Source organism: Pseudomonas sp. Eqa60, from assembly GCF_018326405.1.
Lineage (GTDB): Bacteria > Pseudomonadota > Gammaproteobacteria > Pseudomonadales > Pseudomonadaceae > Aquipseudomonas > Aquipseudomonas protegens.
In genome coordinates, this window is record NZ_AP024342.1 from 4,850,658 (window position 1) to 4,866,254 (window position 15,597).

A 15,597-nucleotide genomic window follows, 5' to 3' on the forward strand; every position below is an offset into this window, starting at 1 on the left:
GGCTCGTTCGCTGGCAAGCCAGCTCCTACAAGAGGGCAGATGCTCAGAAGCCGGGGGCGATCTGGCCTTTGTAGCGGGTCAGGATGAACTGGCGCACGGCATCGGAGTTCAGCGCCTTGGCCAGTTTCTGGATCCGCGGGTCGTTGATGTTGTCCGGGCGCGCCACCAGAAATTCGATGTACAGGTCCTTGCCCTTCTCCACGATCAAGGCGCTGTTGGTATCGATCCCGGCTTCCAGGGCGTAGTTGGCGAAGACAAACGCCAAGTCCACCTGGCTTACCGAGCGGGCCAGCAAGGCGCCTTCCAGTTCACGGATCTTCAGGTGCTTGGGGTTCTCGACAATGTCGCGCTGGGTGGCCAGGGTGTTGCTCGGGTCCTTGAGCTTGATCAGCCCCGCTTCATCCAGCAGCACCAGGGCCCGGCCGGTGTTCACCGGGTCGTTGGGAATCGACACACTGGCCCCGTCCTTGAGCTCGGCGATGCTCTTGATCCTGGTGGAGTAGGCGCCGAACGGTTCGATGTGCACCCCCACCACGGGCACCAGGTCGGTGTGCCGGGTCTTGTTGAAGTCATCGAGGAACGGCCGGTACTGGTAGTAGTTGGCGTCGAGGTTCTTCAGCGCCAGCTGCTGGTTGGGCTGGATGAAGTCGGTGAACACCTTGATCTGCAGGTCCACGCCTTCCTTGGCCAGTTGCGGTTTGACGAATTCGAGGATCTCGGCGTGGGGCACCGGGGTCGCGCCCACCAGCAGCTTTTCGTTGGCGTTGACGCTCAGGGACAGTACGGCGGCCAATACGGCCAGGGTCTTCTTCATGGGTTGCTCCTAAGGCAGAGGCAGGCAGCCGTCGTGGGGCGCACGTGGGGCCGTGTTTCGGGTTGGGTTCGAATAAATCGCTTCAACGGCGGCTGTAGTGCGCCACCAGGCGGTCACCGGTCATCTGCAGGGCCTGCACCAGCACCAGCAGCAGGACCACGGTGACCACCATCACATCGGTCTGGAAACGCTGGTAGCCGTAGCGGATGGCCAGGTCGCCCAGGCCGCCGCCACCGATCACCCCGGCCATGGCGGTGTAGTCCACCAGCACGATGGCGGTCACCGTGACCGCCGCCAGCAGACCGCCCCGGGCTTCGGGCAGCAAGGTGTGGCGAATGATCTGCCAGGTGCTGCCGCCCATGGCCTGGGTCGCTTCCACCACCCCGCGGTCCACTTCCCGCAGGGCGGTTTCCACCAGCCGGGCAAAGAACGGCGTGCAGCCCACCACCAGCGGCGGGATGGTGCCCGGCACGCCAAGCGAGGTGCCCACCAGCAAGGTGGTCAGGGGAATCAGCACGATCAGCAAGATGATGAAGGGCAAGGAGCGCAGCATGTTGACCAGCACCGACAGCACCCGATACAGGCCCACCGCTTCATGCAACTGGCGCTTGCCGGTGAGAAACAGCAGCACGCCCAGGGGCAGCCCCAGCAGCACGGTAAAACCCAGGGCCGCGCCGAGCATGCTCAGGGTATCGACGCAGGCCTGGGCGATATCGGCCCAGTAAATGTTCTTGAACAGTTCGGCCATGGTTCAGGACCAGTCATGGCGCGGTGGCTTGATGTCGTTGAGCAGCCAGTTGCCCACCACGTGGTATTTCCAGCGCACCGGGTCGTGCAGGGTATGCACCCGGGCGTTGCGCCAGTGGCGGTCGAAGTTGTGGCGCTTGAGGGTGGAACGGGTGCCCCCCAGTTCGAACAGTTTGTTGCTGGCCTCGATGGCGATTTCAGTGGTCAGCACCTTGGCCTTGGCCACCGCCAGGGAGGCCCGGGCCACATTGTCTTCATCGGGTGCCGGGCGGGCCGCGTCCAGGGCCAGGCCGGCCCGTTCCAGCAGGGCCTCGGCGGCTTCCAGGCGAATGTCCAGGGCCCCCACCTGGATGATGGTCAGCGGGTCTTCACTGGCCTTCTCCACCCCGGCATCGATCCACGGCCGGGCATGCTCACGCACGAAGGCGATGGTGTCGCGCAGCGCCGCCCGGGCAATCCCGGCGTCAATGGCGGCCGTGGTCAGCTGGGCGAAGGGCCCGGCCAGGGTCGGGCTTTCGTAGGAACGGTAGGTGGGAAACAGGTTGAAGGCCGGCACCTTGAGGTCCTGGGCCAGTACGGTGCCACTGGAGGTGGTGCGCTGGCCGATGCTGTCCCAGTCGTCGATCACCGCCAGCCCCTCGCTGCCCCGGGGCACGAAGGCCAGCTGGCCCCTGCCCTGCTCGTCCAGCGCCAGCACTGCCAGCCAATGGGCATACAGCGAACCGGTGCAGTAGCCCTTGCGGCCATTGATCACATAACCGTCACCCGAGCGGCGGACAGTGGCCTGGATGTCCTGGACGTTCTTGCCGCCGGTTTCCGACAACGCATTGGCAAAGCGATGGCCTTGCAGGGCCAGGGCGAAAAAGTGCGCCTGTTGCTCCGGCGTGCCCTGCAGGCGGATGTCTTCCAGCAGGCAGTAGTGGTTCTGCGGGATCTGCCCCAGGGACGGGTCGGCAGCGGAAATGATCGCGATGACCTCGGCCAGCACCGCATAGGACACCTGGGCGCCGCCGAATTCGCGAGGCACGCTGATGCCCCACAAGCCACTGTTGGAGTACAGGTCGACCACCTGCGCCGGTACTTCCCGGGTACGGTCGCGCTCGGCGTCCTGCTCCAGCAGGATCGCGGCCACTTGCCGGGCCACGGCCAGGGCTTCGGCGCCATCGCGGATCACATGGGCAGCGGGAGTGTGCAGGGGATAAACGGCAGATTCAGGCAATGCAGGCATACGGCGCTCTCGGGCGAATGAAGGTGACTGCCGCTCATTGCAGCTTCTGTGCCTAAAGCCTGCCCCCATGAATTCAAGGACTTGGGTGGGTATTTCGCCCCGGCATCAGGCCCTCTGCCGGGCAGATTGCTGGAACGCTGTTGATGGGCCAACAGTAGGCCAGTGTTGCCTGGACGACACCTCGTCGGCCCGTGCCGGGCAAGCAAGGGCCCGGGTATAGAGTGAAGCCTGCTCCACGCGGCGTCAGCGTCGCCCCCAACAACAAGATCAAGGAGAAACCCTGATGAGCGTCAATCCCATTCCCGAAGGTTTCAGCGGCGTCACCCCCTACCTGGGCATCCAGCGCGCCGCCGAGGCTATCGAGTTCTACAAGAAGGCCTTCGACGCGGTGCAGATCATGCGCCTGGACATGCCCGACGGCAGGGTCGGCCATGCCGAACTGCGCATCGGCGGTTCGGCCATCATGCTCGGCAGCCCTTGCGAACAAACCCCGATGGGCAGCCCGGAAGCCCACAAGACGTCGGTCGGGCTGCACCTGTATGTGGAAGATGTCGACAGCCGCTTTGCCCAGGCGATCGCCGCGGGCGGCACCGAAGTGTCGGCGGTCAAGGACCAGTTCTACGGCGATCGCAGCGGCAGCCTGCGCGACCCTTTCGGGCATGTGTGGTTCCTCGCCAGCCGCAAGGAGGAATTGAGCGCCGAGGAAATCGGCCGACGGGCCCGGGAAATGTTCCAGCAACAGGCCGGCTGAGCCTGCCCCTGTAGGAGCCGGCTTGCCGGCGAAGGCGTCTCGCGGACCCGTTCGCGGGCAAGCCCGCTCCTACGGGGCCATGGGCATTGACCAAACCAGTCAAGCAGCGGCTTTCACGAGGGTTTCGCAGCTTCGTAACATTTACTTTCATATCGCCTTTCGGGATTTACGATTCTCATTCGTCTTAATTAGATGCAGCAGGCCGCGTTGGCCCAGGCTATGCCCGGCGCTTTTTGTCCCGGGCCCGGTCCCGGGTTCCAGTGCCGCTCCATTCCTCGAATCAAGACGCCCATTCAATGTCGAAGAAGTCCCGTTCAAAAATCTGGTTTCTGGTGCACAGCTGGCTGGCCCTGCCCATCTGGTTCTTTGTGCTGATTGTCTGCGTCACCGGCACCCTGGCGGTGGTCAGCCAGGAGATCGTGTGGCTGGCCAACCCCGACGTGCGCGCCAGCAAGCCCAGCGATGACGCACAACCGCTGAATTACGACCAGATCGTCCAGGCCATCAAGCGTGCCGAACCCCAGACCCGGGTGGACACCATCGTCACCCCGGATGAAAGCCACTTCGCCCTGAGTGTCAGTGTCAGCTACCCGGACGGCCGCTCGCCGACGCTCTACGTCAACCCCTACACCGGGGTGATCCAGGGCACTAGCCCGCAGTTCGATTTCCAGGGCTTCACCCGCGCCCTGCACGGCTGGTGGCTGGTGCCCTTCACCAACGGCTACAGCTGGGGCTGGTACCTGGTGTCCTTGCTGGGCCTGCCCATGCTGGTGTCGCTGATCACCGGGCTGGTGGTCTACAAGAAGTTCTGGAAAGGCTTTCTCAAGCCGACCCTGCGCCTGCGCCACGGTGCACGGATCTTCTGGGGTGATTTCCATCGCCTGAGCGGCATCTGGTCGATCTGGTTCATCGCGGTGATCTCCATCACCGGCACCTGGTTCATGATCGAAGCGATTCTCTCGGACAACCACATCAGTATCTCCAGCGAACCCGTGGTCCCGGTGATCGCCCGCGAGCAAGTGCCGACCACGGGCGATGGCAGCCCGGCGCCGATGATCGGCCTGGACCAGGCCATCGGCATTGCCACACAGAAAATCCCCGGCTTCGACATCAGCTTCGTCAGCCTGCCGAGCAACGCCTACAGCCACCTGTATGTCGGCGGCCGCGGCTGGTATCCGCTGATGTACCAGACGGCCAACATCAACCCCTATACCGGCTCCCTGGACACCTCGCACCTGCTGGCGGACCGCAACACCCTGGAGTTCGTCACCGAATCCATGCGCCCGTTGCACACCGGTGATTTCGGCGGCCTCTGGATCAAGCTGATCTGGTTCTTCTTCGGCCTGGTGCTGAGCATGATGGTCCTCAGCGGCCTGCTGATCTGGACCAAACGCACCGCCCTGGCCACCGCCAACGCCCTCAAGCGCGAAGAAAAGGCCGCCCGTGCGCGCCCCGCCAGCAAACCCGCCCAGGCACCCGCCCCGGCCATGAGCGCCGAAACCTCGGAGAGCACCCTGTGAGCCAGACCAGCACCGCCGCCGCGCCTTCGAACCTGAGCCGGCTCTGGCACAAGTGGCGCTTTCACCTGAACATCCTGCTGTTGCTGATTCCCCTGGGCTTCATGCCCAAATACTTCGCCGACGTTGCCCTGTTTCGCGGCGAAAGCGGCCTGGGTGAACGGGAGATCGGCGAGATCCAGGTCGGCCCCTGGAGCCTGCGCCTGGCGGAAATGCGCAACGAAGCGCCTCGCAGCGATGGCCCCGCCGGTTACCTGAAAAGCTTCAACGCCGCCCTGTGCCAGGCCTGCATCGAGCCGGTCAAGGCCACCTACCTGCGCATCGGCAAGCCCCGCAGCCTGCGGGCCGCCGGGGTGATCTTCTTCGGCAGCCCGTACCGCATGGGCGCCAGCCTGCCCATCCCGGAAAAGACCAAGGCCGATTCCGAGCTGTGGATCACCATGGAAGGCTGGGACGGCAGCATGCACCAGGCATCCATTCCCCTGAGCCAGGCGTCACCCGCCACCGTGGCCTGGCTCGAAAAACAAGGAGGCAAACGATGAGTTGCGCAGTATCCCCACGGCGCCTTGGCGCCCTGGCCCTGTTGTTGCTGGGCGGCGCCTTCAGCCACAGCGCCCTGGCCCACAACCCGATGTGCGAGTGCAAGGCCATAGACGCCGAGCAGATCCGCTGCACCGGTGGTTTTTCCGATGGCAGCGGCGCCCCGGGGGTGACCCTGGACGTGATCGGCTACGACGAAACCATCCTGGTGCCGGGCAAGCTGGGGGCCGACTCGACCCTGACCTTCAAGAAACCTTCCAGCGAGTTCTACGTACTCTTCGATGCGGGCCCCGGCCACGTGGTCGAGATCGACCAAGCGGATATCGAGGCCCCATGACTCCTGCCACCACCCAGGTCGTGCGCCCCGCCGGCGCCGGCCATGAAACCCTCTATGTGCTGTTGCTGTGTGCACTGATTCTGAGTGTGGCTGCCACCGTGGTGCTGTGGCGCGGCGAAGAAACCGCGACCGGCAGTGTCGCCAGCCACCAGCTGGACGCGCGCCGCGACCTCAGCGCCGGCGAGCAGGGCATCTATGCCGACCTGCGGGTGACCCTCGACGAAATCCACCTGCTGCGCGCCGAAAGCCAGGACCTGCCGACCCCCGAGGAACTGGCCGGCGAAGGCTTCGCGCCCTTCGCCCAGGACGCCAGCTCGGTGAGCCGCGGTGGCCATATCTGGACGGTGCAGAACCAGGCCTACCTGGGCCTGAGCCAGAACCCGCAAGTGGCCGGCTCCTTTCTGATGCGCATCGACGCCGAAGATGACACCCAGGTGGATATCTGGCTCAACCGCGCCCCTTCCGCCGCCCTGCCCGCTGACCTGGGCGACGAACCACTGGCCGCCGCCGGCTGGCAACAGGTGGTGGCGCAATTCGATGCCGGAGTGACCCGCCAGCATCGCCACTGATCATTCGCATTCACCCGAGAGAAGACCGCTTGCCCATGCCTATTTCATCTCAACGCCGCCCCTTTCTGCAGGTGCTGCTGGTCAGTCTGCTGGCCCTGATGCTCAGCCCCCTGGCCAGCGCCGACCCGGCCAAGCGCCTGCGCATCGGCATCACCCTGCACCCCTACTACAGCTACGTGGCCAATATCGTCGGTGACAAGGCCGAGGTGGTGCCGCTGATTCCCGCCGGCTTCAACCCCCACGCCTACGAACCCCGGGCCGAGGACATCAAGCGCATCGGCACCCTGGACGTGATAGTGCTCAACGGCGTGGGCCACGATGACTTCGCCGACCGCATGATCGCCGCCAGCGAGCGCCCGGACATCCCGGTGATCGAAGCCAACGAAAACGTGCCGCTGCTGGCCGCCACCGGGGTGGCCGCGCGAGGCGCCGGCAAAGTGGTCAACCCGCACACCTTCCTCTCCATCAGCGCCTCCATCGCCCAGGTCAACAACATCGCCCGGGAGCTGGGCAAGATGGACCCGGCCAACGCCAAGACCTACACCCAGAACGCCCGCGCCTACGGCAAGCGCCTGCGGCAGATGCGCGCCGACGCCCTGGCCAAGCTGACCCAGGCGCCCAATGCCGACCTGCGGGTGGCCACGGTGCATGCTGCCTACGACTACCTGCTGCGCGAGTTCGGCCTGCAAGTCACCGCGGTGGTGGAGCCGGCCCACGGCATCGAACCCAGCCCCAGCCAGTTGAAGAAGACCATCGACCAACTGCGCGAGCTGGACGTCAAGGTGATCTTCTCGGAGATGGACTTCCCCTCCACCTACGTCGACACCATCCAGCGTGAATCCGGGGTCAAGCTCTACCCGCTGTCGCACATTTCCTACGGCGACTACAGCGCCGACAAGTACGAGAAGGAAATGAAGGGCAACCTCGACACCGTGGTCCGGGCCATCCAGGAGGCCGGGGCATGACCGCCATCGAGACCCTACTGCGGGGCCCGGCCATCGAGTTCGACCAGGTCAGCCTGACCCTGGGCCGCACCACCATCCTCGATCGCGTCGCCTTTCAGGTGCAACCCGGCAGCGTACACGCCCTGGTGGGCCCCAACGGCGGCGGCAAGAGTTCGCTGATCAAGACCCTGCTGGGGCAGATGCCGCACCAGGGCCAGTTGCGCCTGCAGTGGCCGGATGCCCCCGGCACCATCGGCTACGTGCCCCAGGCCCTGGAGTTCGACCGCGGCCTGCCCATGACCGTGGACGACTTCATGGCCGCCATGTGCCAGCGCCGCCCGGCCTTTCTCGGCCTCAGCCGGCACTACGCCCAGGCCATTGGCGAGGCCCTGGAACGAGTCGGCATGCAGGACAAGCGCAAGCGGCGCATGGGCGCCCTGTCCGGCGGTGAACGCCAGCGGGTACTGCTGGCCCAGGGCCTGATCCCGGCACCGCAACTGCTGGTACTGGATGAGCCGATGTCGGCCCTGGACGAGGCCGGCATCCAGGTCTTCGAACGCCTGCTCCACGACTGGCGCCTGAGCGGCATCACCCTGTTGTGGATCGAGCACGACCTGGAGGCCGTGGGCCGCCTGGCGGACCGGGTCACCGGCCTCAACCGTCGGGTGCTGTTCGACGGCCCGGCGCAGCAGACCCTGACCCCGGAGCGCCTGCTCAGCCTGTTCTCCACCCATCCACGAGCCGCCGGGAGCGCCGCCTGATGACCTATGAAGCTTTTCGCCTGATGGTCCAGGGCTGGGCTTCGGCCGGCTACCTGCCCGAAGCCCTGGCCTACGGGTTCGTGGTCAATGCATTGCTGGCCGGCCTGCTGATCGGCCCGGTGCTCGGCGGCCTGGGCACGCTCGTGGTGGTCAAGCGCTTCGCCTTCTTCTCCGAAGCCGTGGGCCACGCGGCGCTGACCGGGGTGGCCATCGGCATCCTCCTGGGCGAACCCTACACCGGCCCCTACGGCAGCCTGTTCGGCTACTGCCTGCTGTTCGGCATCCTGCTCAACTACCTGCGCAACCGCACCGGCCTGGCCCCGGACACCCTGATCGGCGTGTTCCTTTCGGTGTCCCTGGCCCTGGGCGCCAGCCTGCTGCTGATCCTCGCCGGCAAGATCAACGTGCACATCCTGGAAAACGTGCTGTTCGGCTCGGTGCTCACGGTCAACGGCAGCGACCTCTTGGTGCTGCTGATCGTCGGCGCCCTGGTGCTGGGCCTGAGCCTGCCGTTGTACAACCGCATCATGCTGGCCAGCTTCAACCCGCAGCTGGCGGCGGTACGCGGCGTAGCGGTGAAGACCCTGGACTACCTGTTCGTGATCCTGGTGACCCTGATCACCGTGGCCGCGGTCAAAGTCATCGGCGCCATCCTGGTAGGCGCCCTGCTGGTGATTCCGGCCGCCGCGGCACGCCTGCTGAGCCAGTCGCTCAAGGGCTTCTTCTGGATCTCGGTGAGCATCGCCACCGTCAGCACCCTGTGCGGCATCCTGCTGCCGATCGTCTTCGACCTGCCGGTGCCCTCCGGCGCCGCGATCATCCTGGTGGCCGGTGTCGCCTTCGCCCTGGCCGCCATCGCTCGCGGCACTGTCCCCAGCCTGAAAGGGAATATCGGATAAATGCACAGTTCATTGCCTCACCTGTCACTGCGTCGCCTGACCCTGGCCCTGGCCCTCGGCGGCCTGATCAGTACTCCGGCCCTGGCCGAGCGCGACCACTTCGAACCGATGCGCGTGGTCGCCAACCACGGCATGGGCAACACCGCGCTGCACAGCGCCACCTCAAGCAAATCACCGACGGTGCTGGCTTCCCTGCCGGTGACTTTCGGCCTGGGGCAGATCCTGCTGCAGGGTACCGACATCAAGCTGGAACGGGCCGCCCCGGCCAACCTGCCGGGCTCGCGGCAGACGGCCTATTTCACCGGGCGTGGCGCTCCGGCCCTGGCCAAGCTGGCACTCAATGCCGACGCAGTGATCGGCCTGCGCTCGATCTGGCCGGACGACCCGCTGTACCCCAACGCCCGGCGCAGCAACATCCGCATCGTCGAGATCGACGCTGCACGCCCGGTGGACGGCGCCCTGCCCGGCGTGGCCCTGCAACCGGGCAAGAGCGACGGGCTCAACGCCCAGCCCTGGCTGTCCAGCAACAACCTGGGGCGCATGGCCGACGTGCTGGCGGCGGACCTCGCGCGGCTGGCGCCCGAAGCCAAACCGCAGATCGAAAGCAACCTGGCAGGCCTCAAACAGCGCCTGCTGAAACTCAGCGCCGACAGCGAAGCGCGCCTGGCCGAGGCCGACAACCTCAGCGTGCTGAGCCTCTCCGAGCACTTCGGGTACCTGGTCAGTGGCCTGAACCTGGAACTGCTGGAAGTGGACGCCCGGGCCGACAACGAATGGACCCCCGAGGCCCTGAAAAAGCTGCAAGCCCGGCTCAAGGACAACGATGTGGCCCTGGTCCTGCACCACCGCCAGCCGTCCGATGCACTGAAAGCCGCCATCAGCGCCGGCGGCAGCCAGCTACTGGTGCTGGAAACCGACAGCGCCGACCCGCTCGCCGAACTGGAAGGCAACCTGCAGAAAGTCACCCAGGCCCTGAGTCTGTAGCCGCTGCCGCAGGCTGCGAACGGCTGTGCAGGAGACGCTGCTCTTGAGATCGCTGAAGGTCCTGCGGACCTTGGCGCAGCTTCGCCATGGCTCGGCAGCGGCTACAGTCGGGGTCAGGGGGCCGGGGCTGCTTACATATTCCCTCAAGATCGCGCGCATTTCCCGGTGCTAGTCTGCGCTTCGCCAAAAGCCCAGAGAAGAAGCCCGCGCCATGAGCGACTACGTAAAACTCAACAAGACCAACTGGGACGAACGCGCGCCCCTGCATGCCGCCTCGGCGGACTACGCGGTGCAGCGTTTTGTCGACGAAGCCGGCTATCTGTCCGACGTGGTGCAGTTCGACCGGCCCTTGCTGGGGAATATCCGAGGCCTGCGCGGGGTGCATCTGCAATGCCATATCGGCACCGACACCCTGTCCCTGGCCCGCCTCGGCGCGCAGATGAGCGGCGTGGATTTTTCCCCGGCGTCCCTGGCGGAAGCCCGAACCCTGGCCCGACGCTGCAATACGCCTATCGACTACCACGAGTCCGACGTGTTCCTGGCCGCCGAGGTACTGCCCCAAGGCAACTTCGATCTGGTCTACACCGGCATCGGTGCCCTGTGCTGGCTGCCGAGCATCGAGCGCTGGGCGCAGACCGTCGGCGCCCTGCTCAAGCCCGGTGGCCGGCTGTTCATCCGCGAAGGCCACCCGATGCTCTGGGCCATCAACGAAGATCACCACGACTCATTGCGGGTGGAACTGCCCTACTTCGAAACCCGCGAGCCTCTGGTCTGGGACGACGAAAACACCTACGTGGAAACCGACAGCCCCCTCAAGGCCACCATGACCCACGAATGGAACCACGGCCTGGGAGAGATCATCAGCGCCTTGCTGGCCCAGGGCCTGGACATCACGGGACTGGTGGAGCACCAGAGCATCCCCTGGGAAGCCCTGCCCGGGCAGATGGTGGTGGATGAACGCGGCGAATGGCGACTCAAGGAAGCGCCATGGCGCCTGCCACTGAGCTACACCTTGCAGGCCGTCAAGCGCGGGGGCTGATCGCCCGGCATGAAAAACCGCCAAGCTCAAGAAGGCAGCGCCTCTGTAGCCGCTGCCGCAGGCTGCGAACGGCTCCGTAGGAGGCGCCGCTCGTGAGATCGCTGAAGGTCCTGCGGCCCTTTGCGCAGCTTCGCCATGGCTCAGCAGCGGCTACAGAACAATCTTGATCCGGGATCTTCGTAGCCGCTGCCGCAGGCTGCGAACGGCTCCGTAGGAGGCGCCGCTCGTGAGATCGCTGAAGGTCCTGCGGCCCTTTGCGCAGCTTCGCCATGGCTCAGCAGCGGCTACAGAACAATCTTGATCCGGGATCTTCGTAGCCGCTGCCGCAGGCTGCGAACGGCTCCGCAGGAGGCGCTGCTTTTGAGATCGCTGAAGGTCCTGCGGCCCTTTGCGCAGCCTCGCAGGCTCGGCAGCGGCTACAGATCAGCCGGCGACGGCCTGCTGGTCCATCTTCTGGCGCAGGCTCAGGGGGCGCATGTCGGTCCAGACTTCTTCGATGTAGGCCAGGCAGTCCTTCTTGAAACCGCTCTTGCCCACAGTGCGCCAGCCCTGGGGCACGGCCTTGTAGTCGGGCCAGATCGAGTATTGCTCTTCATGGTTGACCACCACCTGGAACAGGATGTCCTCACGGTCGAATACTGAAGTCATTGCTTGTCTCCATCACTGATAAGGTTCGCCGCGCTCAGCGCACGGCGGTTGTGTAGAAGGAACGAAACGGCGGGGCAAAAAATTAGAGGCTGGCCACTGCCGCCGCTACGGCTTTGCTGAAGATCTGGGCCACTTGGTCGATCTGCGCTGCGGTGATTACCAGCGGCGGCAGGAAACGCACCACGGCGCCGTGGCGCCCGCCCAGCTCCAGGATCAGCCCGCGCTTGAGGCATTCGCGCTGCACCAGCGGTGCCAGGCGCGCATGCTGGGGTGGATGGCCCTGGGCATCCGGCGCGCCGGCCGGGTCCACCAGTTCCACCCCGAGCATCAGGCCACGACCACGGATATCCCCCAGTTGCGGGAAGTCGCGCTGCAGGATCAGCAGGTGCTCGCGCAAGCGCTCGCCCATGGCCGCCGCGTGCTCGGGCACCCGGTGTTCCTTGAGGTAGCGCATCACCGCGGAACCGGTGGCCATGGCCATCTGATTGCCGCGGAAGGTGCCGGCGTGGGCACCCGGCTGCCAGGTGTCGAGCCAGTCGCGATAGACCATCACCGCCAGCGGCAGGCTGCCGCCGATGGCCTTGGACATCACCACCACATCGGGAATGATCCCCGCGTGCTCAAAGGCGAACATCTTGCCGGTGCGACCGAAGCCGCTCTGGATTTCATCGACGATCAATGCCACTCCGGCCTTCTCGGTGATGCGGCGCACGCCTTGCAGCCATTCCAGGTCGGCCGGGATCACCCCGCCCTCGCCCTGCACCGCCTCGACAATCACTGCTGCTGGCAGGGCCACCCCGGCTTCCGGATCGGTGAGCAGGTTTTCCAGGTAATGCAGGTTGACCTTGACCCCTTCGGCGCCCCCCAGCCCGAACGGGCAGCGGTAGTCATAGGGGAACGGCAGGAACTGCACGCCGTTGTTCAGCAGCCCGGCCAGGGCGCGCTTGGGCCCCAGGCTGCCCATCAGGCTCAGCGCACCCTGGCTCATGCCGTGGTAACCGCCCTGGAACGACAGCACGGTGCTGCGCCCGGTAGCGGTGCGCGTAAGCTTCAGCGCGGCTTCCACTGCATCGGTGCCGGTGGGGCCGCAGAACTGGATCCTGGCCTCGCCAGCCAGGGCCTCGGGCAACAGGCCGAACAGGTCCTGGACGAACTGGTCCTTGACCGGGGTGGTCAGGTCCAGGGTCAACAGCGGCAATTCATCGGCCAGCACCTGCTGGATCGCGGCGATCACCACCGGGTGGTTGTGGCCCAGGGCCAAAGTCCCGGCACCGGCCAGGCAATCGATGAAACGCCGGCCCTCGACGTCTTCGACGTGAATGCCGCTGGCCCGCTTCAGGGCCAGGGGAATGCGCCGTGGATAGCTGCGGGCATTGGATTCCTGGCGGCTCTGGCGGGCCAGCAGGGGCGACTCGTCGAACTGGTAAAGCGTCTCTTGCGGGGCGGCGCCAAGGCCCACCGGCGAATCTTCCATCAGGCTGGTAACGGCTGACATGTCTCGAACCCTCACGCTGCAATTTGAGCAAAACGGCCACCGGCCGGATGCGCAGCCCAAGCGCGGGCGCGCACTGACAGGTTTTCCTGTTCTAAAAACGCTTCAGCGCGGTGGGGATTTACACCCCGGGGCGAGGAAATTGCACATGCCGCCCCGTAGGAGCCAGCTTGCTGGCGAAGGCGGTCTCAAGGGCCCCTTCACTGGCAAGCCAGCTCCTACAGTGGACGGTGATGGGTCAGGCGCGGTGGGCAGGCAGGGTCAGCTCGACTCGCAGGCCATCGGGGCGGCTATCGAAATTCAGCTCGCAAGCGCAACGCTGGACGATGGCCTGGACAATCGCCAGGCCCAGGCCACAGCCACTGCTCTGGCTGTCGCGCCAGAAGCGCTGGGTCAGGTGCTGCAAGTCTTGCGCGGGAATGCCCGAACCATGGTCGCGGACCTGGAAACGCACCCGGGCGCCGACTGTCTCCAGGTTCAGCTCCACCGGGCATTCTTCAGGGGTGTGGCGCAGTGCGTTGTCCAGCAAGTTGCGCAAGGCAGCGATGGCCAGGGTCGAGGGCATTTCCACCGCAGCCTCGCCGGCCTTGCCGTGCATATGCAGCTTGACCCGGGCCCGAGCGCCCACGGCGGCGTCCTGGATCGCCAGGCGCGCCACCTGCTCGGCGTTACAGTGCACACCGTCATCGAACGACAGGCTACCCTCGACCCGGGCCAGCAACAGCAGTTGCTCCAGGGTCCGGTGCATGCGGTCGGCCCCTTCTTCGGCTCGGGCCAGGGACTGGTCCCGGGCCGCACCTTCGGTCATGCGCGCCACTTGCAGGTGGGTCTTGATTGCGGTCAGCGGGCTGCGCAGTTCGTGGGCTGCGTCACCGGTCAGCCGGCGCTCGCGCTCGATGGTCTTGGCGATGCGCTGGAACAGCTGGTTCTGGGTTTCCAGCAGCGGCCGCAGCTCGCTGGGCATGGGCTGGATCTGCAACGGTTCCAGGGAGTCGGCGCTGCGGCGCATCAGCGCGTCACGAATCCGGTTCAGCGGGGCCAGGCTCTGGCCGATGCCCAGCCACAGCAGCCACAGGCAGCCGAGCAAGGCCACGCCCACCGGCACCGAAGCCGCCAGCAGCACCGACATGTTCAGGGCTTCGCGCTCGACCTGGCGATCCGCGGTGGTGATGCGCATGTCGCCGCGCACCAGGGTGAAGGTGCGCCAGGGCGCGCCGTCGATCATCTGGTCGTGAAAGCCCAGCTTCTCGGCTTCCAGCGGGTGCTCCGGAGTGCTGTGGCTGCGGGCCAGGATCTGCCCGCGCAGGGAACTGACCTGGCAGGCCATGCCGCCGGGGATGGTCAGGGCCGCGCTGTTGATCTGGTTGCTCGGGCCATGGGACGGCAGCGCCGGCATCTGCTCCAGCAGCCCGGCGACCATGCGCGCCGAGGCGACCAGGCGCTGGTCCAGGGAAAACATCATCTGGTTGCGCAGGTCACTGAGCATCCAGGCCGCGGCCAAGGCCCAGATCAGGATGAAGGCAGCGCCCAGGGTCATGCTCAGGCGCAGGCGCAGGCTTCTCACTTAGCGGTTCTCCTCACCGTCGGCCGGGCCCAGGCGATAGCCGAGGCCGCGCACGGTTTCGACGATGCCGTTGCCGAGTTTGCGCCGCAGGTGATGGATGTGCACATTCAGCGCGTTGCTCTCCAGCTCATCGTTGAAACCGTAGACGCTGTCCTTGAGTTGCTCGCTGGACAGCACCCGGCCACGGTTGTGCAGCAGCGCCTGGAGCAGGGATTGCTCGCGCCGCGAGAGGTCCACCGGTTGGCCGCCGAGCAGGGTTTCCCGGGTGCTCGGGTCATAGGTCAAGCGCCCGTGCTCGATCAGGTTGACGCTGCGCCCCGCCACCCGGCGCAACAGGGTGTGCAGGCGCGCCGCCAGTTCCCGCAGGTCGAAGGGCTTGAGCAGGTAATCGTCGGCACCGGCCTGCAAGCCATCGACCCGGTCGGTCACCGAGTCGCGGGCGGTGAGGATCAGCACCGGAATCTCCAGGCCCTGCTGGCGCTGCTGCTTGAGCAGCTTCAAACCGTCTTCATCCGGCAGGCCAAGATCCAGTACCATCACGTCGAAATCGGCCACGCCGAGCATGGCCCGCGCTGCCGAAGCGGTGGCCACATGCTCGACCGTCAGGCCCTGGGCCGTGAGGCCGGCGACTATCCCGCTGGCAATCAGCTCATCATCTTCACAGACAAGTACGTGCATGGTCGGTCCTGTACAAAGGCGTTGATTAAGCGGGCTGCGGATTAAGCGGACATTATGCCCGCCGTTTCCTGGCCACAAGCCAAGT

Annotated in this window: 17 protein-coding genes; 10 read left to right on the top strand and 7 right to left on the bottom strand. The window is 65.8% G+C overall.

The genetic code is table 11. The features are described from left to right. Positions 1-43: 43 nt before the first annotated feature. The 3 genes from KI242_RS21730 to KI242_RS21740 all read right to left on the bottom strand — a co-directional run bounded on the left by KI242_RS21730 (position 44) and on the right by KI242_RS21740 (position 2,789). A complete protein-coding gene (locus tag KI242_RS21730; RefSeq protein ID WP_011062440.1) occupies positions 44-814 on the bottom strand; it encodes a MetQ/NlpA family ABC transporter substrate-binding protein in 771 nt (256 codons plus the stop codon). Positions 815-896: 82 nt separating this feature from the next. Beyond that, on the bottom strand, positions 897-1,562 hold the full coding sequence (locus KI242_RS21735; protein ID WP_011062441.1) for a methionine ABC transporter permease: 666 nt from the start codon (positions 1,560-1,562) through the stop codon (positions 897-899). A gap of 3 nt (positions 1,563-1,565) precedes the next feature. After that, positions 1,566-2,789: an SfnB family sulfur acquisition oxidoreductase gene (locus KI242_RS21740; protein WP_047337435.1), complete on the bottom strand. Its 1,224-nt coding sequence runs from the start codon at positions 2,787-2,789 to the stop codon at positions 1,566-1,568. A 283-nt stretch (positions 2,790-3,072) separates the two neighbouring features. Between KI242_RS21740 and KI242_RS21745 the strand changes: the two genes are divergently transcribed. The 10 genes from KI242_RS21745 (at position 3,073) to KI242_RS21790 (ending at position 11,130) form a co-directional block, all read left to right on the top strand. Then, entirely contained in the window at positions 3,073-3,540 is a 468-nt protein-coding gene (locus KI242_RS21745) for a VOC family protein (protein WP_011062443.1), read from the top strand. A 296-nt stretch (positions 3,541-3,836) separates the two neighbouring features. Next, the gene (locus KI242_RS21750; RefSeq protein ID WP_053159635.1) at positions 3,837-5,060 is read left to right on the top strand and encodes a PepSY domain-containing protein; all 1,224 of its coding nucleotides are present in this window, start codon (positions 3,837-3,839) and stop codon (positions 5,058-5,060) included. Next, complete coding sequence (locus KI242_RS21755; RefSeq protein WP_011062445.1) at positions 5,057-5,599, top strand: hypothetical protein; 543 nt, start codon at positions 5,057-5,059, stop codon at positions 5,597-5,599. The genes KI242_RS21750 and KI242_RS21755 overlap by 4 nt, the downstream gene beginning before the upstream one ends. Next, positions 5,596-5,934 (top strand): hypothetical protein, encoded by a 339-nt coding sequence (locus KI242_RS21760; protein ID WP_015636478.1) that lies wholly within the window; start codon positions 5,596-5,598, stop codon positions 5,932-5,934. The genes KI242_RS21755 and KI242_RS21760 overlap by 4 nt, the downstream gene beginning before the upstream one ends. Continuing rightward, positions 5,931-6,503: a DUF6162 family protein gene (locus tag KI242_RS21765; RefSeq protein WP_015636479.1), complete on the top strand. Its 573-nt coding sequence runs from the start codon at positions 5,931-5,933 to the stop codon at positions 6,501-6,503. The genes KI242_RS21760 and KI242_RS21765 overlap by 4 nt, the downstream gene beginning before the upstream one ends. A 35-nt stretch (positions 6,504-6,538) precedes the next feature. Further along, positions 6,539-7,468 (top strand): metal ABC transporter substrate-binding protein, encoded by a 930-nt coding sequence (locus KI242_RS21770; protein WP_011062448.1) that lies wholly within the window; start codon positions 6,539-6,541, stop codon positions 7,466-7,468. Then, on the top strand, positions 7,465-8,208 hold the full coding sequence (locus KI242_RS21775) for a metal ABC transporter ATP-binding protein (RefSeq protein WP_212805567.1): 744 nt from the start codon (positions 7,465-7,467) through the stop codon (positions 8,206-8,208). The genes KI242_RS21770 and KI242_RS21775 overlap by 4 nt, the downstream gene beginning before the upstream one ends. Then, positions 8,208-9,107 (top strand): metal ABC transporter permease, encoded by a 900-nt coding sequence (locus tag KI242_RS21780; RefSeq protein WP_015636482.1) that lies wholly within the window; start codon positions 8,208-8,210, stop codon positions 9,105-9,107. The genes KI242_RS21775 and KI242_RS21780 overlap by 1 nt, the downstream gene beginning before the upstream one ends. Then, positions 9,108-10,091 carry a zinc ABC transporter substrate-binding protein gene (locus KI242_RS21785; protein WP_011062451.1) on the top strand — a complete coding sequence of 328 codons (984 nt, stop codon included), beginning with the start codon at positions 9,108-9,110 and terminating at the stop codon, positions 10,089-10,091. Positions 10,092-10,302: 211 nt separating this feature from the next. Next, the gene (locus KI242_RS21790) at positions 10,303-11,130 is read left to right on the top strand and encodes a class I SAM-dependent methyltransferase (protein ID WP_019092942.1); all 828 of its coding nucleotides are present in this window, start codon (positions 10,303-10,305) and stop codon (positions 11,128-11,130) included. Positions 11,131-11,553: 423 nt separating this feature from the next. Here the strand turns inward: KI242_RS21790 and KI242_RS21795 are convergent, their stop codons facing one another. The 4 genes from KI242_RS21795 to KI242_RS21810 form a co-directional block, all read right to left on the bottom strand. Further along, positions 11,554-11,778 carry an MbtH family protein gene (locus tag KI242_RS21795; protein WP_011062453.1) on the bottom strand — a complete coding sequence of 75 codons (225 nt, stop codon included), beginning with the start codon at positions 11,776-11,778 and terminating at the stop codon, positions 11,554-11,556. A gap of 82 nt (positions 11,779-11,860) precedes the next feature. Further along, positions 11,861-13,273: an aspartate aminotransferase family protein gene (locus KI242_RS21800; protein ID WP_019092941.1), complete on the bottom strand. Its 1,413-nt coding sequence runs from the start codon at positions 13,271-13,273 to the stop codon at positions 11,861-11,863. 235 nt (positions 13,274-13,508) lie between these two features. After that, complete coding sequence (locus KI242_RS21805) at positions 13,509-14,834, bottom strand: ATP-binding protein (RefSeq protein ID WP_194238002.1); 1,326 nt, start codon at positions 14,832-14,834, stop codon at positions 13,509-13,511. Continuing rightward, a complete protein-coding gene (locus tag KI242_RS21810; RefSeq protein WP_011062456.1) occupies positions 14,835-15,512 on the bottom strand; it encodes a response regulator in 678 nt (225 codons plus the stop codon). It abuts the gene before it with no gap. Between the last annotated feature and the right edge of the window lie 85 nt (positions 15,513-15,597).